This window comes from Actinomycetospora lutea (genome assembly GCF_028737205.1).
In the GTDB taxonomy this organism is placed as follows: Bacteria; Actinomycetota; Actinomycetes; order Mycobacteriales; family Pseudonocardiaceae; genus Actinomycetospora; species Actinomycetospora lutea.
On sequence record NZ_JAQZAL010000008.1, the window covers coordinates 132,732 to 154,044 of the forward strand.

The following is a 21,313-nucleotide window of genomic DNA, read 5'->3' on the forward strand; positions in this document are numbered from 1 at the left end:
CGTGTCGGTGGGGGTGATCAGGTCGGGCGTCACCCCGGAGCTCACGCCGGTGCGAGGACGAGCACCGGGCGGGCGGCGCCGCGGTCGTCGGCGACGAGCCCGACGACGTGGCCGTCCGGGCCGAACACGCCGACCGTCCCGGCACGGCCCCCGGCAGGCAGCGGGCGGCCGTGGGCGAGCCCGGCGGCCTCGTCGGCGTCGGCGTCGCGGCGGGGGAAGGCCGTGGCGACCGCCGCGTCGAGGTCGAGCGACAGCGACGCGCGCCCCGCCGTCTCCTCCTCCTCGGCGAGGACCTCGATCGTGCGGGCCTGCGCGAGCGTGAACGGCCCGACCCGCGTGCGGCGCAGCGCGGTGAGGTGGCCGCCGACGCCGAGCCCGGCGCCGAGGTCGCGGGCCAGCGCCCGCACGTAGGTGCCCGAGGAGCAGTCGACGAGGACGTCGAGGTCGCGGAATGGCCCGTCCTGCCGGGTCGCGAGCACGTCGAGACGGCGCACGGTGACGGGGCGGGCCTCGAGCCGGACGTCCTCGCCGGCGCGGGCGCGCTCGTAGGCACGCCGGCCGTCCACCTTGATCGCCGACACGCTGCTCGGGACCTGGGCGATGTCGCCGGTGAGGTCCCGGATCCCCGCGGCGATCGCGGACTCCGTGACCCGGCCCGTGTCGACCGGGTCGCCGAGCGGCTCCCCCTCGGCGTCGTCGGTGCTGGTCGCGAGCCCGAGACGGACGGTGGCGAGGTAGCTCTTGGTGTCCAGGGCGAGGTGGCCGAGGAGCTTCGTCGCCCGCTCGACACCCAGCACGAGCACGCCGGTCGCCATCGGGTCGAGCGTGCCCGCGTGCCCCACCTTGCGGGTGCCCATCAGCCGCCGGGCGCGCCCGACGACGTCGTGCGACGTCCACCCCGCCGGCTTGTCGACCACGAGCAGCCCCGGCGGCGGGGGCTCCCGCCGCTCACCACGTCCGGCCATGGGCGACCATGATGCCTGCCTCTCCCACCCCGCCCGGCACCGTCCCGGCAGGCATGCTGGGGAGGTGACCATCCCGACGCGCACCGACGTCCTCGTCGTGGGCGCCGGCCCCGCCGGGTCGGCCGCCGCGGCCTGGGCCGCCGACGCCGGCCACGACGTCGTCCTCGCCGACGCCGCCGTCTTCCCCCGCGACAAGGCCTGCGGCGACGGGCTGACACCGCGGGCGATCGCGGAGCTCGAGCACCTCGGGCTCGGCGAGTGGGTGCGCGGGCGCGGCACCAACCGCGGCCTGCGCGCCGCCGGCTTCGGCCAGCTGCTGGAGCTGCCCTGGCCCGGCGGGTCGCTGCCCGCGCACGGCGGGGCGGTGGCGCGCACCGAGCTCGACGCCCGCATCCGCGCGGTCGCGCTGTCCCGGGGCGCGCAGCCGGTGGAGGGCGCCCGCGCCGTGGACGTCGAGCGCTCCGGGAACGGGGTCTCCGGCGTCGTGTTCAGCACCGCCGACGGCGGGACGACGACCATCGGGTGCCGCCGCCTCGTCGTCGCCGACGGGGCCCGGTCGACGCTGGGGCGCGTGCTCGGGCGCGAGTGGCATCGCGAGACCGCCTACGGCGTCGCCGCCCGCGGGTACGTGCGCTCGGGGCGCCACGACGACGGGTGGATCTCGTCGCACCTGGAGCTGCGGGGCACCGAGGATGAGGTGCTCTCGGGCTACGGCTGGGTGTTCCCGCTGCACGACGGGCACGTGAACATCGGCGTCGGGACCCTGGCCACCGAGGCCCGGCCCGCGAACGTGCGGCTGCGCTCGCTGATCGCGCACTACGCCGCCCGGCGCCGCGACGACTGGCAGCTCGACGGCGAGGTGCGCGACGTCGCCTCCGCCCTGCTGCCGATGGGCGGCGCGGTGTCGGGTGTGGCGGGACGCAACTGGGCGCTGGTGGGCGACGCCGCCGGGCTCGTGAACCCGCTCAACGGCGAGGGCATCGACTACGGCCTGGAGAGCGGGCGGACGATCGCGGGCCTGCTCGACGCCGACGGTGCCGACGGGGACCTCTCGCTGGCCTGGCCCGCCACCCTGCGCCGGCACTACGGCTCGGCGTTCTCGATCGCGCGGCGCCTGGCCACGCTGCTGACGATGCCGCGCCTGCTCCCGATCGCCGGACCGATCGGCATGCGCTCGCGGGCCCTGATGACCGTGGCCCTGCGGGTCATGGGCAACCTCGTCACCGAGGAGGACGCCGACCTCGTGGCCCGCGCCTGGCGCGTGGCCGGGCGCGCCTCGCTGCGCGCCGACGACCGGCCGCCCTTCCCCGCCGCCGACCTGCGCCGGCCCGTCGCCGCGGGCTGAGGCGCTCGCGTGCGGTTCGACCCGTGTCCCCGGGACACGGGTTCGCCCGGGAGCACGGCGGGCGGCCCTCACGTGCCCGTGACCGCCCAGGCGTCGCCCCGCACGCGCAGGCCCACCGCGACCGCGCGCGCCGCGACGAACAGCGCCAGCCCGGCCCAGATGCCGACCAGACCCCACCGGAACACCAGGGAGAGCCAGATGGTCGGCAGGAACACGCCCACCGCCGAGCCGACGGTGATCCGCCGCAGGTAGGCGGCGTCGCCGGCCCCGAGCAGCACCCCGTCGAGCGCGAAGACGTAGGCCGCGAGGGGCTGGAGCGCGACGAAGAACCACCACGCCTGCGGCACGACCTCGCGCACGCCCGGGTCGGGCGTGAAGACGCCGGGGAGCACGCCGGCGGTCACCGCGAACACGACCCCCGCGAGGCAGCCCAGGACGAGGCCGTAGCGGGTCACCCGGCCGCTGACCCGCCGCGCGGTCCCGACCGACGCCGCCCCGAGCGCCGCGCCGACCAGCGACTGCGCGGCGATCGCCAGCGCATCCAGCACGGTGACCATGAACGTCCAGAGCTGCAGGACGATCTGGTGCGCGGCCACCGACTCGGCTCCGAAGCGGGCCGCCACCGCCGTCGCCGACAGGAAGCAGGCCTGGAACGCGGCGCTGCGCAGCAGCAGGTCGCGGCCGAGCCCGAACTGCGCGCGCATGTCGGCGGCCACCGGGCGCAGCGACCGGATTACGCCTTCGGCGCGGCAGCTCCGCTCCGCTTCGTGCCGCAGCTCGCGCACCAGCGCGCCGACGAACAGCAGGCCGACCACCGCCTGCGCGCCGACATTGGCCCACGCCGAGCCCTCAAGGCCCAGCGCCGGGAGATGCAGCGATGAGGGGAGCACGCCGATAGGGGAACCCGACCATGGAAGGGGGAAGGGCCCGACGCCGTACACCAGCAACGGGCACACGATCGCCGAGAGCCCGTTGCCGGCGAGCACGACGACGATCGGGCGCCGCGTGTCCTGCACCCCGCGCATCCACCCGTGGCCGGCGAGCGCGACGAGGATGCCCGGCGCGCCCCACACGGCGATGCGCAGCCAGCCGGTGGCGGCGTCGGCGACCGCTCCCCCGCCGCCGAGCAGGTCGGCGAGCCAGGGCGCGAGCAGCCACAGGGTCGCGATGACGATCGCCCCGACGCCCAGCGCGATCCACGTGGCGGCGACGCCCTCGCGGACGGCGGCCGCGCGGTCGCCGGCGCCGTGGTGGCGGGCGGCGCGGGCGGTGGTGCCGTAGGCGAGGAAGGTGCCGAGCCCCGCGACCTGCGCGAGTACCACCCCGCCCACCGCGAGACCGGCCAGCGGCACGGCGCCGAGGTGCCCGACGACGGCGGTGTCGACGAGCAGGTAGAGCGGCTCGGCGACGAGGACGACGAGCGCCGACGAGGCCAGGGCGAGGACGCGGCGGGCCCCGGGGTCGGTGTCGGCGGTGGCGCCCGCCGTCATCCGAGCGGTGTCATCCGAGAAGGGGCGCGTCGGCCAGCGCGTGGCGGACGCGGTCGAGGATGTCCGGGGCGTCGCCGTCGACGGTGAAGCCCGAGGCGTGCCGGTGTCCCCCGCCGCCGAGCGCCGAGGCCGCGGCGGCGACGTCGAGGCGGCCCTTGGAGCGCATGTTCGCAGTCCACCGCCGGTCGCCGACCTGCTTGAGCACGACGGCCACCTCGGCCTCCGCGGTGGTGCGCAGGACGTCGATGACGCTCTCGATCTCCTCCTGGCGCCCGACGTCGGTGTGGTCGCGGGTGACCAGGGCGTGCACGAGCCCCAGCCCGCGGGCCTCGTCGACCTCGAGGCGCGCCGTCGCGAGCACCGCCGAGAGCATCGCCAGCCAGGAGAACGGGTGGGTGTCGAGCAGCGGGCGGGTCACGGCCTCGGCGTCGACGCCGGCCACGAGCAGGCGCGCGGCCATCGCGTGGGTGTCCGGCGACGCGGCGCGGAAGTTGCGGGTGTCGGTGACGAGCCCGGCGTAGAGGCAGCGGGCCGTCGGGAGGTCGACCGACGCGCCCATCGCGTCGAGCAGGTGCAGCACCATGACCGCGGTGGCCTCGGCCCGCGGGTCGACGTAGTAGTACGTGCCGAAGCCGGAGTTCGAGACGTGGTGGTCGATGACCAGCGTCGTGTCCGCGGTCTCCGCGCGGTCGGCGAGCGATCCGAGACGGTCCACGCTGCCGGTGTCGAGCACGACGAGCAGCTCGGGGACGTGCACCACTCGGTGGTGGGGCACGACGAGGCCGGCGACGTCGAGGTCGCGCAGCGACTCGGCGGGGTGCTCCGGCGCCCCGAACGACACCTGCACCTGGGCGCCGCGGCGGTGCAGGGCGAGCCCGAGCGCCAGCGCGCTGCCCAGCGCGTCGGCGTCCGGGTTCACGTGGGCGAGCAGCACGACCTGACGCGCGCCGGTGAGCACCCCGACCGCCTCGTCGAGGGTGACCGGGCGGCTCGCCAGGCCGTGATCCCCCGGGGCCGGGCTCTCCTCGGCCGCCACCATCGCGGGTGCGCTCCCCTCGTGCCGTCCACCGACCGTGGCGGCCGACGTGACGGCGTCACGGTACGGAGTCGGGGTCAGCCCGTCGACCGCGCGCCGTGACCGGGCTCGGCGTCCAGGGTCGAGCTCCCCTCCCGGCGTGCTCCCCGGGATGCGTCGTCTCCCTCGTCCCCGACCGGCACGTCGTCGAGGTCCTCGTCGTCCTCGCGCGGCTTGCGGTACGGGTCGGCCTCGCCGGCGTAGGCGGCGCCGACGGCCAGCGTCGCGACCTCCGCGTCGGCGCGCCGCACGCCCTCGAGCAGCTCGTCGAGACGGGCGGCGCCCTCGGGCACCGCGTCCGGGACGAACGCGAGGCTCGGGGTGAACCGCACCCCGGTCTGGCGTCCGACGGCCGTGCGCAGCACGCCGCGGGCACTGGCCAGCGCCGCGGCCGAGCCGGCGCGCTCGGCGTCGTCGCCGTAGACGGTGTAGAAGACCGTCGCCTCGCGGAGATCGGCGGTCACGCGGGTGTCGGTGATCGTCACCATCGCCAGGCGCGGGTCCTTGACCTCGTGCTCCAGCGTCGAGGCGACGATCTGGGAGATCCGCTTGGCGAGCCTGCGGGCCCGTGGCGCGTCGGCCATGGCGCGGTTCCTCCTGGTCGGGAAGGGGTGGGGACTAGTCGTCGTGCGGGCCCAGCCAGCGGGTCCGCGCCGACAGCAGCTGGAACTCCGGGTGGGAGGCCACCAGCCGCTCGCAGTGGTCGAGCACGTCGGTGACGTGCTCCGGGTCGGCCGCGACCGCAGCGACCCCGATGAGGGCGCGCCGGTGCAGGTCGAGGTGGCCGGCCTCGGCGACCGACACCGCGTACTTGCGCTTCAGCTCCGCCACGACGTGACGGACCACCGAGCGCTTCTGCTTGATCGAGCCGACCTCCCCGAGGAGCAGGTCGAGCTCGAGCGCACCGACGTACATGGGCTTCACGGGGCCGGATCGACGGGCCCCGGGGGCGGCGGCCCGCCGCCCCCGGGGCAACCACGACTCACTCGCGGGGCTTCTCCCGCATCTCGTAGGTCATGATCTTGTCGTCGACCTTGATGTCGTTGAACGACCCGAGCGTCAGACCGCACTCGTAGCCGTCGCGGACCTCGGTCGCGTCGTCCTTGAACCTCTTCAGCGAGTTCACCGTGAGGCTCTCGGCGACGACCGCACCGTCGCGGACCAGGCGCGCCTTGGCGTTGCGCCGGATGATCCCGTCGGTGACCAGGCAACCGGCGATCGTGCCGACCCGCGAGGAGCGGAAGACCTCGCGCACCTCCGCGGTGCCGAGCTCCACCTCCTCGTAGATCGGCTTGAGCATGCCCTTGAGGGCCTGCTCGATCTCGTCGATCGCCTGGTAGATGACCGAGTAGTAGCGGATGTCGATGCCCTCGCGGGTGGCCAGCTCCGTGGCCTTGCCCTCGGCCCGGACGTTGAAGCCCAGGACGATGACGTCGGAGGCGATCGCGAGGTTGATGTCGCCCTCGGTGATCGCACCGACGCCGCGGTGCAGCACCCGCAGCTGGACCTCCTCGCCCACGTCGATCTTCATGAGCGCGTCCTCGAGAGCCTCGACGGTTCCCGAGTTGTCACCCTTGATGATCAGGTTGAGCTCGTTGGTCTCCTTCAGCGCGGCGTCGAGGTCCTCGAGGCTGACGCGCTTGCGACGGCTCGCCAGCTGGGCGTTGCGCTCGCGCGCCCGCCGCCGGTCGGCGATCTGCCGGGCCACGCGGTCCTCGTCGACGACCAGGAACGTGTCGCCCGCGCCGGGCACCGAGGTGAACCCGATGACCTGCACCGGACGGGAGGGCAGCGCCTCCTTCACGTCCTCGCCGAACTCGTCGAGCATCCGCCGGACGCGGCCCGACGCGTCGCCCGCGACGACCGAGTCGCCGACGCGCAGCGTGCCGCGCTGGACCAGCACCGTGGCCACCGGGCCGCGGCCGCGGTCGAGGTGTGCCTCGATCGCGACACCCTGGGCCTCCATGTCCGGGTTGGCCCGGAGGTCCAGGGAGGCGTCCGCGGTGAGCAGGACGGCCTCGAGCAGCCCTTCGATGTTGATGTTCTGGCGTGCGGAGATGTCGACGAACATCGTGTCGCCGCCGTACTCCTCCGCGACCAGCCCGTACTCGGTGAGCTGCTGGCGGATCTTCTGAGGGTTCGCGCCCTCCTTGTCGATCTTGTTGACCGCCACGACGATCGGCACGTCGGCCGCCTGCGCGTGGTTGATCGCCTCGATCGTCTGGGGCATCACGCCGTCGTCGGCCGCGACCACGATCACCGCGATGTCCGTGGACTTCGCCCCACGGGCACGCATGGCGGTGAACGCCTCGTGACCCGGGGTGTCGATGAAGGTGATCTTCCGGTCGACGCCCTCGAGCTCGGTGTCGACCTGGTAGGCGCCGATGTGCTGGGTGATGCCGCCGGCCTCGGCCTCGGCCACCTTCGTCTTGCGGATGGTGTCCAGCAGGCGCGTCTTGCCGTGGTCGACGTGACCCATGACGGTGACGACCGGCGGGCGGGCCGCGAGGTCGTCGTCGTCGCCCTCGTCGGAGCCGTAGCTGATCGAGAACGACTCGAGCAGCTCGCGGTCCTCCTCCTCGGGGGAGACGACCTGGACGTCGTAGTTCATCTCGCCGCCGAGCAGCTCGAGGACGTCGTCGGACACCGACTGGGTGGCCGTGACCATCTCACCGAGGTGGAACAGCACCTGCACGAGCGAGGCGGGGTTCGCGTCGATCTTCTCCGCGAAGTCGGTCAGCGAGGCGCCGCGGGGCAGCCGGACGGTCTCGCCCTTGCCCTTCGGGAGGCGGACGCCGCCGACCGACGGCGCCTGCATGTTGTCGAACTCCTGGCGCTTCTGCCGCTTCGACTTGCGACCACGGCGCGCGGGACCGCCCGGACGCCCGAAGGCACCCGCGGCACCGCCGCCACGACCGCGGCCACCGGGACCGCCGGGACGACCACCGCCGCCACGGAAGCCGCCGCCGCCCGCGGGGGCGCCGCCGCCACCGGGACCACCGCGACCCCCACCGGGACCGCCGGGGCCACCCCGGCCCGCACCGGGACCACCGCGACCGGCACCGGGGCCGCCGCGACCGCCACCGGGACCACCGGGGCCCCCGCGTCCGGGCGGACCGGACGGGCGGGACGGCATCATGCCGGGGTTCGGACGCGGGGGCATGTTGCCCGGCGAGGCGCCACCGGTGCCGCCGGGACGCGGCGGCCGGTCGCCGGCCGCGGCCGGACGCTCGCCGTCACGCGGCGGGCGCGGCGCGGGGGCCTCGCCGTCACGCGGCGGACGCGGGCCGCCCTGGCCCTGGCCCTGACCGGGCTGGGGCCGCTGCGGACGCGGCGGGGCGCCCGAACCGACACCGAACGGGTTGTTGCCGACGCGCGGCGCCTTCGGGCCGGGCTTGGGCGCCTGCGGGCGCGGCGCGACGGTCGACGCATCGCTGCTCGCCGCCGCGGCCTGGCCGTCGGACGCGGCCGCCGGACGCTGCTGCGGACCGGGGCGCGGGCCGCCGCCCTGACCACCCTGGCCACCGCCCTGGCGCTGGTCGCCCTGGCCGCCCTGGCCACCGCCCTGGCCGCCCTGGCCACCCTGGCCACCGCCCTGGCGCTGGTCGCCGCCACGCTCGGCCGGGCGGTCGCCGCCGGGACGGGGGATGCCGCCCGGGCGGGGCCGGTCGCCACCGGGACGAGGACGGTCGCCACCGGGACGCTGGCCCTGCGGGGCCGGACGCTCGGTCGACGGGGCCGCCGGCGCGGCGGAGGCCGCCGCGGGCGCGGACTGGTCCTGGCGGTCGCCGGGCCGGGCGCCGGGGCGCGGGCCGGGACGCGGCGCGCCGCCCGACGGGGCGGACGAGCCGTTGCCGCCGCCCGGCGTCGCGCCGGGGCGCGGGCCGGGGGTCGCGCCGGGACGCGGGGCCCCACCGGACGAGCCGGACGGGCCGGGCTTGGGTCCACCACCGGGGCGCGGACCGGGCGTGGCGCCCGGACGCGGACGGCGGTCGGAACCGCCGCCGTTGCCGCCGGCCATGGAGTCGCGCAGCTTGCGCGCGACGGGGGCCTCCACCGTCGAGGACGCCGACTTGACGAACTCGCCGAGGGACTCCAGCTGCGTGAGTACTTGCTTGCTGGTGACGCCGAGCTCCTTGGCGAGCTCGTGCACCCGGGCCTTACCTGGCACTGATCTCCTCATTCTCGAGGTCAGCGGGGGCCCGCGACCTCGTGTCTACGCCTGCGCCTTCATCGTGAGGGCTTCACGGCTGGCTCATGGGGGTCGACCTGCTTCCTCGTACGCACGCGACGGTCGTCGCGCCTGTCGTGCCCGGTGGGTGGGGTGTCGGCCGGATCGAGCAGTGCGTGCAGGGCACCGGTGTCCAGCGGCCCCGGGACGCGCAGCGCCCGGGGGAACGCCGACCGGCGCTCCGCGCGATCCAGACAGTCCGGATCGGGGTGCACCCACGCACCGCGACCGGGCTTCCGGTGCCGTGGATCGGGATCGACGATCCCGTCCGCGGCCACCACTCGCAGGAGTTCCGACGCCGAGGCCCGCGAACGACAGCCGATGCAGGTGCGCACCGGGCCGTGGACGTCGTCGCGACCGTCACGATCCGGAGCCACCCCACGACCTGGCTCGCGGGTTCGGGCCACCGGTCACTCTACCGCGCCGCTCGAGCGGTCCTCGACCCCGCCACCGGGGACCTCGATCCCGGCGGGCTCCGGCGCCTCCGGCGGGGGCGGCTCGGCATCCGAGCGGATGTCGATCCGCCATCCGGTGAGTCGTGCGGCGAGCCGGGCGTTCTGGCCCTCCTTGCCGATGGCCAGCGAGAGCTGGAAGTCGGGCACCACCACCCGGGCCGTGCGCGCCTTCGGGTCGACGACCGTGACCGAGACGACCTTCGACGGCGAGAGCGCGTTGCCGACGTACTCGGCGGGGTCGTCGGCCCAGTCGATGATGTCGATCTTCTCGCCGTTGAGCTCGCTCATCACGCCCCGCACCCGCGCGCCCATCGGGCCGATGCACGCCCCCTTGGCCCCGAGCCCCGCGACCTTGGAGCGCACGGCGATCTTGGTGCGGTGCCCGGCCTCCCGGGCCACCGAGACGATCTCGACGTGGCCCGCGGCGATCTCGGGGACCTCGAAGGCGAACAGGCGCCGGACGAGGTTCGGGTGGGTCCGCGAGAGCGTGACCTGCACGCCGCGCGGCCCGCGGTGGACCCCGACGACGTAGCAGCGGATGCGGGCGCCGTGCTCGTAGCGCTCGCCCGGCACCTGCTCGGCGGCCGGGAGCACGCCCTCGATGGAGCCGATCTCGACGACGACCACGCCGCGGGCGTTGGCCCGCGCGTCGCGCTGGACGACGCCGGCGACGACCTCGCCCTCCTTGGCCGAGAACTCGCCGTAGGTGCGCTCGTGCTCCGCGTCGCGCAGCCGCTGCACCACGATCTGCCGCGCCGTCGCCGCGGCGATGCGTCCGAAACCCTCGGGCGTGTCGTCGTATTCCCCGATCACCTCGCCGTGCTCGTCCGTCTCCGGCACGAGCACGGTCACCTCGCCGCTCTTGCGGTCGACCTCGACCCGGGCGCGGGGGTTCTCGCCGCCGTTCTGCTTGTAGGCGGTGAGCAGCGCGGTCTCGATCGCGGAGAGCACGGTCTCGAACGGGATCTCCTTGTCCCGCTCGATGGCGCGCAGCGCGGCGATGTCGACCTTCACGACCGTTCCTCCTGTCCGTTCGTGCCCCGCTCGCCCGCGGCGGCGGCCACGAGGGCCTCGACCTCGGTGGGCGGGGCCGGCTTGAACTCGACCTCGACCACGGCCGACGCCACCTCGGCCAGCGGGACGTGGTGCAGCACCGGCCCGCGCGGGGTGCCCTCCGCCAGCGTCACCGTCGCGCCGCCGTCCCCGCCGTCGCCGGGCTCCCCCGCGGCGCCGACCGGACCGACGCGCGCGGTGAGCGTGCTGCCGTCGGTGCGCGTGAGCGCGACCCGGCGCAGCCACGCCCGCCGCCAGTGGTGCGGGCGGGTGAGCGGTCGGTCGGTGCCCGGGGTGGTGACCTCGAGGGTGTACTCGCCCTCGGGGGTGGCGGCACCGGTCCCGCTCGTCGCGTCCGCCTCGTCCCGGGCGTCGAACGTCCTCGAGAGCTCGCGGCTCACCCCGGCGACGGCGTCGAGGTCCGGGCCCGGTGCCGGCGGGTCGTGCGGTCCGGGCACCTCGGCGGTGTCCACCACGACGCGCACCACCTGGCGGCGCCCGGCCGGGCGCACCTCGAGGTCGTCGAGCACGAAGCCGGCGGCCTCGACGATCTCGACGACGGTCGGGCGCAGGCGGTCGGCGGCACCACCGTCGGGACCGGCGTGCGCGGACGTCCCACGGGACAACGGAGCTCCTCACGGGCGGGCCCGCCGCGGGCGGCGCGGGGCGCTCGGGTGGCGGTCACCGGGGCGCGGGACGGGCGGGACGGGCTGGCGCCGGGATGCCGGCGCGCAGTGGTCCAGCGTAGCGCTCGCCCCCCGCGCGTCCGCCGTGCCGCCGCGTCCCGCGGCCCGCCCGGTCGGGCGGCTGGCAGACTGGCCGGTCGTGGTCGCCGAGCTCGCCCAGCACGAGGACACCCAGCACGAGGACACCCAGCGCGAGGACACCCAGCACGAGGACACCCAGCACGAGGACATCCAGTGCGGGGGCACGCCGCGACGCGCCGTCCTGCGGGGCGCCGCCGGGCTGGCCGTCACGGGTCTCGTCGCCGGCACGGGGGTCCTCGCCGCCGGGTGCGCCCGTGACGAGGGTCCCGACGAGCTCGAGGCCCCGCTCGCGGCGGCCCGCTCCGACGCCGCCGCGGCGACGGCGGCGGTCGCGGCGTTCCCCGACCTCGGCGACCGCCTGACCCCGCTCGCCGACACCCGGCGCGCCCACGCCGACGCGCTCGCCGCCGAGATCCGCCGCGCCCGCCCGGACCGCGCGCCCGCGGTGGACACCGCCGCCCCGCCCGCGGGTCCCCCGGCGAGCGCCGCGGCCGCGGTGAGCGCGCTGCGGGGCTCGCTGGGCGCCGCCCGCGACCGGGCCGGCACGCTGGCGATGACCACCGCCCCGTACCGCTGCGGCCTGCTCACCTCGGTCGCGGCGAGCTGCGCGGGTCAGGCGACGGTGCTCGCGTGACGACCCCGTCGACACCGTCGACACCGCCGCCCGCGCTGTCGGACGACCTGCGCGCCGCCGTCGTCGCCGCCCTCGGCACCGAGCACGCCGCGGTGTGGAGCTACGGGCTCGTGTCGGCGTTCCTGCCCGCCGCGAACGCCGCCGCGATCACGGCCGCCTCGCTCGCCCACCGCGAGCGCCGCGACGCCGTGGTGGCCCTGCTCGCCCGCGAGGGCGTCATTCCGCCGACCGCCGCCGCGGCCTACCGCCCGCCGTCGCCGGTGACGGACGCGACCTCGGCCGCGCTGCTCGCGACGGTCGCCGAGGACGACGTCGCCGCCGCCTGGCGCGCGGTCGCCGAACGCACCGAGGCCGACACCGGCGGCGAGCTGCGCCGTCTCGCGCTCGACGCCGTCACCGCGGCCGCGACGACGTCGGTGACGTGGCGGCGCATCGCCGGGCGCACGCCGCTGGTCCCCGCCTTCCCGGGGGACGGCTCCGCGTCGTGAGTGGTGCGGTCGCCCGGACGACCCGAGAGGGGCGGCGCCCCTCGGCGCCCCCTCACCGCCCCCTCACGGCCCCCCCTCACCGCAGGGCGAGCCCCGCGCGGGAGATGCGGTCGAGGGCCTCGCCGTCGGTGAAGTCGGGGTCGATGCCGTCGGCCTCGGACACGACGACGCGGTCGCCGAGCTGCGCCGAGGCGTAGCCCTGGCCGCTGAGCGCGGGCGGCGCGCCGGGGTAGCCCCGCCCCTCGCGCAGGAGGTCCGAGACGTTGCCGGTGCCGTTGCTGTCGACCAGCGACCGGAACGCCGTCGCGGTGGTCGTGTCGGCCAGCTGCACGGTCGCGACGGCGATGACCACCTCCTGGCCCTCGGCGTTGCCCGACCACAGGGACCGGTCGAGGTGCAGGCACCCGCGCTCGCGCAGGAAGGAGGCCGCCTCGTTGTAGGCGTGGCCCTCGCAGGAGGTGTCGGTGGTGGCGACCTGGCGCGTGTACGTCACGCCGTCGACCACGCGGGTCGCGGCGGGATCGACGGGCGGGTCGGTCCCCACGGCCGCGCGGCCGACGAGGACCGCCAGACCGAGGGCGACGAGGAAGGCCGCCACCGCGGCGACGGTGAGGCCACGCCAGCCCCAGACCCACTCGGGCAGGCGACGCCCGTAGCGCCCGCGCGCGGCCTGCGCCGCCCGCCCGGCCCGGGCGAGCCCGCCGATCCCGACGGAGGCGGCGCCGGCCGGGGGCCCGGAGGACTCGGGCGCGGAGGACGGGAGACGCCCGGTGCGCGGGAGCGGGGCGGCTCCGGGCTGGGAGCCCGGCTGTGACTCCGGATGGGACCCCGGCTGTGACGCCGGCTGTGACCCCGGCTGCGACCCCGGCTCCTGGACCGGCACCGGGGTGGTCTCGGGGGCCGCGCCGGCCCGGAGCGCCGGGGTGTCCGGCGCGAGGAAGCCGGCCTCGGCGAGGCGGTCGTCGTCGGGCACGTGGTCGCCGAGGCGGAAGGCGTGCAGGAGGCGCCGCAGGTCGGCGACGTCGATGACGCGGAACGAGCCCACCGGCGCGGTCAGCGCGGCGCGGGCGTCGTCGTCCTCCCCGACGCTGGGCAGCACGCGACGGGGCGCGGCGCACGCCGGGTCGGGGAGGCGCAGCAGGCGGTCGAGCTCGTCGAGCACGGCCTGGACGGTGGGGCCGCCGCCCGCGGAGCCGAGGAGGGCGCCCGGGCTGCTCCCCGACGGGACCTCCGGGGCGCGTCCCCCGCCGGCCGCGACCGTCTCCCGGGCCCGCTCGCGCTCGCCGGCGGGCAGCGCGGCGAGGCCGATGACGCCGTCGGGGCGCAGCATGACCGCGTCGAGGGGGCCGTCGGGACCGCCCGGCAGCGCGACGGCGACACCGGGCACCGGGGCACCGCGCTCCGCCTCCTCGAGCAGGGCGCGCACCGTCGCCACCCGCTCCGGAGCGATACCGAGACGGGGATCGGGGGCCAGCACCAGCATCCGATCCTCCACGTTCGGGGGACATGGACCGTGCTCAAGGTAACCGAGCGGGTCACGAACCGATCACGGCCCCCGCCCGGCGGGTCGTGGTCGCCCTGCTCACCGCGACAGGCGCCGCCGCTCCCCCATGCGGGCGACCAGCGGGACCGCGACCCTCGCGACCCCCGGCAGCGCCGCCGAGGTCCGTTGGAGCGCCGCGCGCCAGCCCGGCACGGTACGCAGTGCCCGGCGGGAGCCGAGCATCCCCATGCCCGCGTCGACGACCTCGTCCACCGAGAGCAGCCGGGTGCCGGTGAACAGCAGCGCGGCGCTCGGGCGGTGGGCGACCTTGCTGACGAGCGAGGTGTCGACGACGTCCGGGCACAGGGCCCGCACCCGGATCGGCCGGCGCACCGAGGCCAGCTCGATGTCGAGGGCCTGCGAGTAGCTCAGCGCCGCGGCCTTGCTGGCCCCGTAGGTCGCGAAGCCCGGCGTCGGGCCGAGACCGGAGAGCGAGACGACGTTGAGGACGTCGCCGCGCCGCATGACCTCCACCGCCGCGCGGCAGCCGTGCACCACGCCGAGAGTGTTGACCTCGAAGGTCGCCGCGACCTCCTCGTCGGTGGACTCCCACACCGAGGCCGTCGTGAGCACCCCGGCGTTGTTGACCCACACCGTGACGTCGCCGATCCCGGCGGCGGCCAGCGCCACCGCGCGGTGCGCCGAGGGGTCGCGCACGTCGAGCGGCATCGCCGTCGCGGGGCCGTCGAGCGCGTCCGCGGTGGCCTGCGCGGCGGCGGCGTCGACGTCGGTGACGACGAGGTGGTGGCCGCGGGCCGAGAGCGCGGCGGCGAGACCGGCGCCGATGCCGCGGCCCGCGCCGGTGACGACCGCGACGGCCACGCGTCCCTGTCCTGGATCGGGGTGCACGGCGGCATTCTGGACCGTCCGGCCCAGCACGGCTCCGCCTACCCTCGGCTCCCGTGTACAGCGAGGAGATCGAGGTCCGCACCGGCGAGCGGGAGACCGTCCGGGACATCACGCAGGACTGCGCGCGGTTCGCCGCGGACGCCGGGACGCCCGACGGCCTGCTGCACGTGTTCGTGCCCCACGCGACGGCCGGCGTGGCCATCATCGAGACCGGCGCGGGCAGCGACGGCGACCTGCTGACCCAGCTGCGCGAGCTGCTGCCCGCCGACGACCGGTGGTCGCACCGCCACGGCTCGCCCGGCCACGGCCGCGACCACGTCCTGCCCGCGCTCGTGGCGCCCTCGATGTCGGTGCCGGTGCTCGGCGGGCGGCTGGCGCTGGGCACCTGGCAGTCGGTGTGCCTCGTCGACACGAACGGCGACAACCCGAGCCGCAAGGTACGGCTGAGCTTCCTCGCTGGTTAGGGGCTGGTTAGGGCCCGGTCAGGGGGCCGGTCAGGCGGGTCCGCACGAGTCGGCGAGCCCTTCGGGGCTCGTGGCGTGGTCGAGCGCCAGGGCCGCGGCCCCGTGCAGCGCCCCGTCGTCGCCGTGCACCGCGTCGAGCACGGGCACCGGCTGCGCGCGGCGGAAGGCCATGAGCCCGCGGACGTAGGCCTCGTCGAACCCCGGCGCCGCCCGCAGGCCGCGGGCGAGGCCGCCGAGCACGACGACGTCCGGGTCGTGGACGTGCACCAGGCCGGCGACGCCCCGGGCGAGCACGGCTGCGACCCGGCACACGGCGTCCGCGGCGGCCGCGTCCCCGCCGGCGGCGCGCTCGAGCACGGCGACGGCGTACGAGCGGGGGTCGTCCGGCTCCGGCTCGCCCAGGTACCGGGCCAGCGCGCGCCCGTCGACCTCGGGACCCCAGCAGCCCCGCGCCCCGCAGGAGCAGGGCCGTGCCGGGTCGCCGAAGGGCAGGTGGCCGTACTCGCCCGCCTGCCCGTGCGCGCCGAGGTGCGGGCGGCCGTCGAGCAGCAGCGCGCCGCCCAGGCCGACCTCGACGGTGAGAAAGACCGCGGTCGCCGCCCCGGCCGCGGCGCCCGTGCGGGCCTCGGCGACGCCGGCGAGCGTCGCGTCGTTGCCCACGCGCAGCGCCACGGGGTCGGGGCCGCAGCCCGCGTCGAGCGCCGCGGTGATCGGCGCGAGGTCGACGGCGTCCCAGGCCAGCTCGGTGGCGCGCACCAGGCCGTCGTCGGAGACGGGCGCGGGGGCGGCCAGGCCGACGGCGACCGTGCGGTGCCCGGCCGCGACCTCGCCGACGACGGTGCGCAGGGCGGCGGCGACGTGCTGGGGGTCGCGGTCGTGGCGCTCGCTGACGACGTCGGTGACGTGGCCGTCGAGGCCCGCGAGGCCGACGCGCCAGTCCTCGTGGCGCACGTCGACCGCGACCACCCGGGGCCCGTCGGGGGCGGGCAGCAGGGTGGTCGTCGGTCGCCCGCGGCCCTGCACCGGCGCGCGGTGCTCGCAGATCCAGCCCGCCTCGCGCAGGCGCGTGACCGTCTCGGTCACGGTGGCGCTCGACAGCGCGAGGCGCCGGGCCAGCTCGACGCGCGTCAGCCCGGGGCGCCGCCGGACCTCCGCGAGGACCTCCGCCTTGGTGCGCCAGCGGTCCACGCGGGCGCGACCGGGCTCACGTCCGGTCTCCGTTGACGCGGTCATGGCACTGATTATGCTCGGACAACGAGAATATTCAACCTCCGCCACTCCCCGCCGTATCGGAAGGACCTGCCGTGACACTGCACGCCGAGGCACCCGCCCGCCGGGTGGCCTGCGGGTTCACCGCCGTGCTCCTGGACATGGACGGCACCCTGGTCGACTCCGACGCCGCCGTCGAGCGGTCCTGGCGCACGTGGGCGCACCGCTGGGGCGCCGACCCCGCCGCCGTGCTCGCCGTCATGACCGGGCACCCCGCCGAGAGCACCGTGCGCCGCGTGCGCCCCGACCTCGACGAGGCCCTGGTCGCCGCCGCGACGCGCGACCACCTCGAGCACGAGTACGTCGACCTCGCCGACGTCGTCGCCGCGCCCGGCGCCCACGACCTCGTCGCGCACCTCGACGCCACCCACACGCCCTGGGCGGTCGTGACCAGCGCCGACACCCGCCTCGCGCGGGCCCGGCTCGGCGCCGCCGGCATCGACGCGCCGGTGATCGTGCCCCGCGACATGGTCGTCGAGGGCAAGCCCGCCCCGGACGGCTACCTCATGGCCGCCGAGTTCCTCGCGGTCGACCCGGGCGACTGCCTCGTCGTCGAGGACTCCGCCGTCGGCGTCGCCGCCGGGCGCGCCGCGGGCGCCACCGTCGCCGGCCTGCGCGGCGAGCCCGCCGACGTCCCGGTCGACTCCCTCGCCGACGTCGTCCCGACCCTGCTCGCCCAGGAGGTGGCCGCGTGACCCCGCCCACCGCCACCGAGACGCCCACCCCGGTCCGGCCGCCGGAGCGCACCACGCCGCGGTCGCGCGTCCCCGCCGGGGTGAGCCTCGCCGCCCTCTCGCTCGGCGGCCTCGCCATCGGCACCACCGAGTTCGCCAGCATGGGCGTGCTGCCCGGCTTCGCGAGCGACCTCGGGGTCTCGGTGCCCACCGCCGGTATCGCGATCAGCGCCTACGCCATCGGCGTCGTCGTCGGTGCCCCGCTGATCGCCATGGTCGGCGCCCGCTGGCCGCGCAAGAAGCTCGTCGTGGCCCTGGCCGTCTCCCTCGTCGTCGCCAACGCGCTGTCGGCGATCGCGCCGTCGTTCGTGCCGTTCGTCGGCCTGCGCTTCCTCGCGGGGCTGCCGCACGGCGCCTACTTCGGCACCGCCGCGGTGCTCGGGGCGGCCCTGGTGCCCCCGGAGCGCCGCGCCCGCGCCCTCGCGACGGTGATGCTCGGGCTGACCGTCGCGAACATCGTCGGCGTCCCTGCCGCCACGTGGCTGGGCGAGACCTTCGGGTGGCGCAGCGCCTACGTCGCCGTCACGGTGATCGCCCTGATCACGGTGCTCGCCGTCGTCACGCTCGTCCCGAGCCCGAAGGAGGCCGGCGGCGGCAGCCTGCGCAGCGAGCTCACCGCCCTGACCCGTCCCCAGGTCTGGCTCACCCTCGGCGTGATCGCCGCCGGGTTCGGCGGGCTCTTCGCGGTCTACAGCTACATCAACCCGATCCTGACCAACCAGGCCGGGGTCCCGGCGACGACCATCCCGCTGCTGCTCGGCGCGCTCGGCGTGGGCATGACGGTCGGCAACGTCGCCGGCGGCCGCTTCGCCGAGAGGGCCCCGCGGGCCACGATCGCGATCGCGCTGGTGGTCTACGCCGCCGTGCTCCTGGCGTTCACCGTGGCCGCGCACGACGCGATCGCGGCGACCGCGGGCCTGTTCGCGCTGGGCTTCGTCGGCATGTCGGCCGGCCCCGCCCTCATGGGCCGGCTGATCGACTTCGCCGCCGAGGGCCCGTCGCTGGCCGCCGCGAGCTTCCACTCGGCGTTCAACGTGGCCAACGCGGTGGGCGCCGCGCTCGGCGGGCTCGTGCTCGCCGCGGGCCTGGGCTACGACGCGCCGGCCGCGGTCGGCGCGGTGCTGCCGCTGCTGGGTCTCGGCGTCCTCGCGGTGTCGGTGGGCCTGGAGCGGCGCAGCACGCACCCGTAGGCCGCCCGCTCCCGCCCGCTCCCACTGGCTCCCGTCCGCTCCCGCCGGCGCGGGAGCGCGGCGGGAGCGCCGCGGCGCAGCCTGCCGGCATGACCACCGGGACCGTCCACGACCTCGCCGACGACCTCAGCCTCATCGAGGGCCATCACCCGCAGTCGCTGTGGGAGGACCCCGACCTGCCCACGATCGGGGTGTACCGCCGCGGCCCCCGGCTCTACCTGCTCGACACCGGGGTGGGCCCCGAGCAGCGGGACGCCATCCGCAAGGTCGCGGCGCGCCACGACGGGCTGCAGGAGGTCGTCCTGCTCAACAGCCACGGGCACATGGACCACCTGGGCAACAACGACGTGGTGACCGAGCTCGGGGTGGGCACCGTGCGCCACTACGTCCCGCGCGACGCCCGCGCCGCCCTGGACTTCGCGGAGTTCTTCCGCTCGATGTACGCCCGCGGCCTGCCCTACTTCGACTACCTGCGCGGCCTGCACCTCGACCCCGACCGCGTCGCCGCGCTGCTGCGCGCTCTCGGCGCCGGCCCGCAGCTGGGCACCGACGACGTCGCGGCCCTCGGTGCCCGCCTCGACGAGCTCGGCCTCGCCCCCGCGATCAGCCCCTTCGTGCCCTCACTGGTCGTGGACATCCTGCTCAACACCTATCCCCCGGTCTTCCCGAACATCGCGCAGATGGTCGACTACGAGTCCCTCGGCCCGGCCTCGGAGATCCGGATCGGCGACACCACCTGGACCGGGTGGACGTTCACCGACGAGCAGGGGCGCCCGGAGGTCCATGCGCTGCAGTCGTGCGGCCACGCGGCCGGTGGCCTGGTCTTCCACATCCCCGACCACCGGGTCCTGCTGCTCGCCGACGAGACCAGCTCGGTGCCGATCTGGTCGGACACCGTGCCCGCCAACACGATCGCCACCGTGCGGCGCGCGCTCTCCCTCATGGACAGCGGCCACGTCACGACCGTGTGCGCGGGGCACCGCCCGATGCTGCCGGCCGAGGGCGACCAGGCCCGCCAGGCCCTGCAGGGCGTGATCTCGTCGGGCGAGGAGTTCGCGACGACCGTCGATGCCGCCGTCGCCCGGCATCCCGACGGCGTCACGATCGACGACCTCTACGACGAGCTCGTGGCCTCGGCGGACCCCCGCTCGACGATCGCCCTGCTGGTGGGCCTGCAGTTCCCGGTGTTCTCCACCTTCCTCAAGCTCACCCTGCTCAACCACTGCCTGCTGAGCGGCTTCACCGAGGGCGTCGGCGCGAACGGCCGCCCGACGTTCCGCGCGGGTTGAGCGCCGTGCAGGCCTCCCGGCACAGCTGGCTCGTCCTCGTGGCGATGACCGGCTCGCTGTCCATGGTGATGCTCGACCAGACGGTGGTGTCGGTCGCGCTGCCCGCCATGACCCGCGAGCTGCCCCTCACCCCCACGGGCCAGCAGTGGGTCGTCAACGCCTACGTGCTCGCCATGGCGGCGCTCGTCGCCCTCGGCGGCAAACTGGGCGACCGGTGGGGCGGGGTGACGGCGTTCCGCGCCGGGGTGACCGTCTTCTTCCTCGCCTCGCTGGCCTGCGGGCTCGCGCCGGCGGGCGAGCTCGGCGAGCCGTGGCTCATCGCCGCCCGCGCGGTGCAGGGCGCGGGTGCGGCGCTGATGATGCCGGTGTCGGCCGCGATCGTCACCGACACCTTCGCCCCCGGGGACCGGGGCCGGGCGATGGCGATCTACGTCGGCATCGGCCAGGTCTTCCTCGCGGTGGGACCGCTGATCGGCGGCGTGCTCACCGAGTCGGTCTCGTGGCGTCTCGTGTTCTGGCTCAACGTTCCGGTCGGCCTGGCCGCGCTGGCCCTGGTCCACCTCGCGCGGCCGGCCGACGTCCGGAGACCGGGCGGATCGGTGCGGGCGACGTCGGTCGCCCTCCTCGTCGGCGGCGTGGGCGCGTCCGTGCTCGCGGTGCAGCAGGCCTCGCGCTGGGGCTGGGGCGCCCCCGCCACGCTGCTGACGCTCGGGGCGGGCCTGGCCCTGACCGCCTGGTTCGTGCGCCGGCAGCTGCGCGAGGAGGTCCCGCTGGTCGACGTGCGGCTGTTCGCGGGCCGGGCGTTCCTCGGCGACGTCGCCGTGCTGGGGCTGGTGCAGTTCGGGCTGCTCGCGGTGGTGCTGTACGCCTCGCTCTACCAGCAGGACCTGCTCGGGCTGAGCCCGATCGCCGCCGGCGCCGGGGTGCTCCCGCTCGTGCTCTCCCTGGCGGTCGCCGCGCAGCTCGGCGGCCGCTGGTACGACCGCGCCGGGGTGCGCGCGCCCGTGCTCACCGGGCTCGCCGTGAGCGCCGTCGGCCTCGCCGCCTGGGCGGTCTCCCTGCCGGCCCTGACCTACGGGCTGCAGGTCCCCGGCATGGTGCTCACCGGCCTCGGCCTCGGCCTGGTCATGTCCCCGACCAACACCGACGCGCTCGGACGCGTCGCCGCGGACGAGCGCAGCCAGGCCTCCGGTCTCGTCCAGACCGTGCGCCAGCTCGGCGGCACCCTGGGCGTCGCCGTGATCGGCGCCGTCGTCCTGGGGCTCGAGGCCGCCGGGACCGGCTCGCCGTCGCCGCAGGGGGCGGCGGACGCGATCACCGTCGGCTTCGCCTGCGCCGCCGCGGTCTTCGTCCTCGCGTTCGGAGCGGGCCTTCGGCTCCTGCCCCGCGCCCGGGTCGGCGGCACGGATCCCTCCCCGGCGCCCGTCCCCTGATCGACGCCGGTGGCCGGACGGCCACACGCGGTTCCGCGA

At 76.5% G+C, this 21,313-nt stretch carries 20 protein-coding genes; 8 read left to right on the forward strand and 12 right to left on the reverse strand.

What is annotated here, in order from left to right:
- Positions 1-41 precede the first annotated feature (41 nt).
- Positions 42-965: a tRNA pseudouridine(55) synthase TruB gene (truB, locus tag PHK61_RS11145; RefSeq protein ID WP_274281036.1), complete on the reverse strand. Its 924-nt coding sequence runs from the start codon at positions 963-965 to the stop codon at positions 42-44.
- Between the two features lie 64 nt (positions 966-1,029).
- Here truB and PHK61_RS11150 point away from each other — a divergent pair, with 64 nt between their 5' ends.
- Positions 1,030-2,310 carry a geranylgeranyl reductase family protein gene (locus tag PHK61_RS11150; protein ID WP_274281037.1) on the forward strand — a complete coding sequence of 427 codons (1,281 nt, stop codon included), beginning with the start codon at positions 1,030-1,032 and terminating at the stop codon, positions 2,308-2,310.
- A 68-nt stretch (positions 2,311-2,378) separates the two neighbouring features.
- Here PHK61_RS11150 and PHK61_RS11155 read toward each other — a convergent pair whose 3' ends face one another.
- From PHK61_RS11155 to rimP, 8 genes are all read right to left on the reverse strand, one after another.
- Complete coding sequence (locus PHK61_RS11155) at positions 2,379-3,800, reverse strand: MATE family efflux transporter (protein WP_274281038.1); 1,422 nt, start codon at positions 3,798-3,800, stop codon at positions 2,379-2,381.
- Between the two features lie 10 nt (positions 3,801-3,810).
- Positions 3,811-4,839 carry a DHH family phosphoesterase gene (locus tag PHK61_RS11160; RefSeq protein ID WP_274281039.1) on the reverse strand — a complete coding sequence of 343 codons (1,029 nt, stop codon included), beginning with the start codon at positions 4,837-4,839 and terminating at the stop codon, positions 3,811-3,813.
- Between the two features lie 74 nt (positions 4,840-4,913).
- On the reverse strand, positions 4,914-5,459 hold the full coding sequence (rbfA, locus tag PHK61_RS11165) for a 30S ribosome-binding factor RbfA (RefSeq protein ID WP_274281040.1): 546 nt from the start codon (positions 5,457-5,459) through the stop codon (positions 4,914-4,916).
- A gap of 34 nt (positions 5,460-5,493) precedes the next feature.
- A complete protein-coding gene (locus PHK61_RS11170) occupies positions 5,494-5,790 on the reverse strand; it encodes a DUF503 domain-containing protein (protein ID WP_274281041.1) in 297 nt (98 codons plus the stop codon).
- A 67-nt stretch (positions 5,791-5,857) separates the two neighbouring features.
- Positions 5,858-9,046 carry a translation initiation factor IF-2 gene (gene infB / locus PHK61_RS11175; protein ID WP_274281042.1) on the reverse strand — a complete coding sequence of 1,063 codons (3,189 nt, stop codon included), beginning with the start codon at positions 9,044-9,046 and terminating at the stop codon, positions 5,858-5,860.
- A 59-nt stretch (positions 9,047-9,105) separates the two neighbouring features.
- The gene (locus PHK61_RS11180; RefSeq protein WP_420791382.1) at positions 9,106-9,513 is read right to left on the reverse strand and encodes a YlxR family protein; all 408 of its coding nucleotides are present in this window, start codon (positions 9,511-9,513) and stop codon (positions 9,106-9,108) included.
- Positions 9,514-9,516: 3 nt separating this feature from the next.
- Positions 9,517-10,575 (reverse strand): transcription termination factor NusA, encoded by a 1,059-nt coding sequence (gene nusA, locus PHK61_RS11185; RefSeq protein WP_274281043.1) that lies wholly within the window; start codon positions 10,573-10,575, stop codon positions 9,517-9,519.
- Positions 10,572-11,240, reverse strand: coding sequence for a ribosome maturation factor RimP (rimP, locus tag PHK61_RS11190; RefSeq protein ID WP_274281044.1), 669 nt, complete (start codon positions 11,238-11,240; stop codon positions 10,572-10,574). Before rimP ends, nusA begins: the two co-directional genes overlap by 4 nt.
- A gap of 199 nt (positions 11,241-11,439) precedes the next feature.
- Between rimP and PHK61_RS11195 the strand changes: the two genes are divergently transcribed.
- Positions 11,440-12,015, forward strand: coding sequence for a hypothetical protein (locus PHK61_RS11195; RefSeq protein WP_274281045.1), 576 nt, complete (start codon positions 11,440-11,442; stop codon positions 12,013-12,015).
- Positions 12,012-12,503 carry a ferritin-like domain-containing protein gene (locus PHK61_RS11200; protein ID WP_274281046.1) on the forward strand — a complete coding sequence of 164 codons (492 nt, stop codon included), beginning with the start codon at positions 12,012-12,014 and terminating at the stop codon, positions 12,501-12,503. Before PHK61_RS11195 ends, PHK61_RS11200 begins: the two co-directional genes overlap by 4 nt.
- A 76-nt stretch (positions 12,504-12,579) precedes the next feature.
- Here the strand turns inward: PHK61_RS11200 and PHK61_RS11205 are convergent, their stop codons facing one another.
- Complete coding sequence (locus tag PHK61_RS11205; protein ID WP_274281047.1) at positions 12,580-13,986, reverse strand: hypothetical protein; 1,407 nt, start codon at positions 13,984-13,986, stop codon at positions 12,580-12,582.
- A gap of 99 nt (positions 13,987-14,085) precedes the next feature.
- Positions 14,086-14,868, reverse strand: a complete 783-nt coding sequence (locus PHK61_RS11210) for an SDR family NAD(P)-dependent oxidoreductase (RefSeq protein WP_274281048.1) — start codon at positions 14,866-14,868, stop codon at positions 14,086-14,088.
- A gap of 80 nt (positions 14,869-14,948) precedes the next feature.
- On the opposite strand from PHK61_RS11210, the gene PHK61_RS11215 reads away from it, so the two are divergent.
- Positions 14,949-15,359, forward strand: a complete 411-nt coding sequence (locus tag PHK61_RS11215) for a secondary thiamine-phosphate synthase enzyme YjbQ (protein WP_274281049.1) — start codon at positions 14,949-14,951, stop codon at positions 15,357-15,359.
- A gap of 30 nt (positions 15,360-15,389) precedes the next feature.
- On the opposite strand, the gene PHK61_RS11220 is transcribed toward PHK61_RS11215, so the two are convergent.
- Positions 15,390-16,592 carry an ROK family transcriptional regulator gene (locus PHK61_RS11220; protein ID WP_274281050.1) on the reverse strand — a complete coding sequence of 401 codons (1,203 nt, stop codon included), beginning with the start codon at positions 16,590-16,592 and terminating at the stop codon, positions 15,390-15,392.
- 71 nt (positions 16,593-16,663) lie between these two features.
- Between PHK61_RS11220 and PHK61_RS11225 the strand changes: the two genes are divergently transcribed.
- The 4 genes from PHK61_RS11225 to PHK61_RS11240 all read left to right on the forward strand — a co-directional run bounded on the left by PHK61_RS11225 (position 16,664) and on the right by PHK61_RS11240 (position 21,274).
- Positions 16,664-17,323: an HAD-IA family hydrolase gene (locus PHK61_RS11225; protein ID WP_274281051.1), complete on the forward strand. Its 660-nt coding sequence runs from the start codon at positions 16,664-16,666 to the stop codon at positions 17,321-17,323.
- Complete coding sequence (locus PHK61_RS11230; RefSeq protein ID WP_274281052.1) at positions 17,320-18,552, forward strand: MFS transporter; 1,233 nt, start codon at positions 17,320-17,322, stop codon at positions 18,550-18,552. Before PHK61_RS11225 ends, PHK61_RS11230 begins: the two co-directional genes overlap by 4 nt.
- A gap of 89 nt (positions 18,553-18,641) precedes the next feature.
- Complete coding sequence (locus tag PHK61_RS11235) at positions 18,642-19,841, forward strand: MBL fold metallo-hydrolase (protein WP_274281053.1); 1,200 nt, start codon at positions 18,642-18,644, stop codon at positions 19,839-19,841.
- A gap of 5 nt (positions 19,842-19,846) precedes the next feature.
- Complete coding sequence (locus PHK61_RS11240; protein WP_274281106.1) at positions 19,847-21,274, forward strand: MFS transporter; 1,428 nt, start codon at positions 19,847-19,849, stop codon at positions 21,272-21,274.
- Positions 21,275-21,313: the final 39 nt, after the last annotated feature.

Coding starts and splice junctions, on each gene's coding strand:
- PHK61_RS11205 (WP_274281047.1), bottom strand. CDS start 13,986: ATGCTGGTGCTGGCCCCCGATCCCCGTCTCGGTATCGCTCCGGAGCGG.
- rbfA (WP_274281040.1), bottom strand. CDS start 5,459: ATGGCCGACGCGCCACGGGCCCGCAGGCTCGCCAAGCGGATCTCCCAG.
- PHK61_RS11160 (WP_274281039.1), bottom strand. CDS start 4,839: ATGGTGGCGGCCGAGGAGAGCCCGGCCCCGGGGGATCACGGCCTGGCG.
- PHK61_RS11155 (WP_274281038.1), bottom strand. CDS start 3,800: ATGACGGCGGGCGCCACCGCCGACACCGACCCCGGGGCCCGCCGCGTC.
- PHK61_RS11220 (WP_274281050.1), bottom strand. CDS start 16,592: ATGACCGCGTCAACGGAGACCGGACGTGAGCCCGGTCGCGCCCGCGTG.
- PHK61_RS11235 (WP_274281053.1), top strand. CDS start 18,642: ATGACCACCGGGACCGTCCACGACCTCGCCGACGACCTCAGCCTCATC.
- PHK61_RS11170 (WP_274281041.1), bottom strand. CDS start 5,790: ATGTACGTCGGTGCGCTCGAGCTCGACCTGCTCCTCGGGGAGGTCGGC.
- truB (WP_274281036.1), bottom strand. CDS start 965: ATGGCCGGACGTGGTGAGCGGCGGGAGCCCCCGCCGCCGGGGCTGCTC.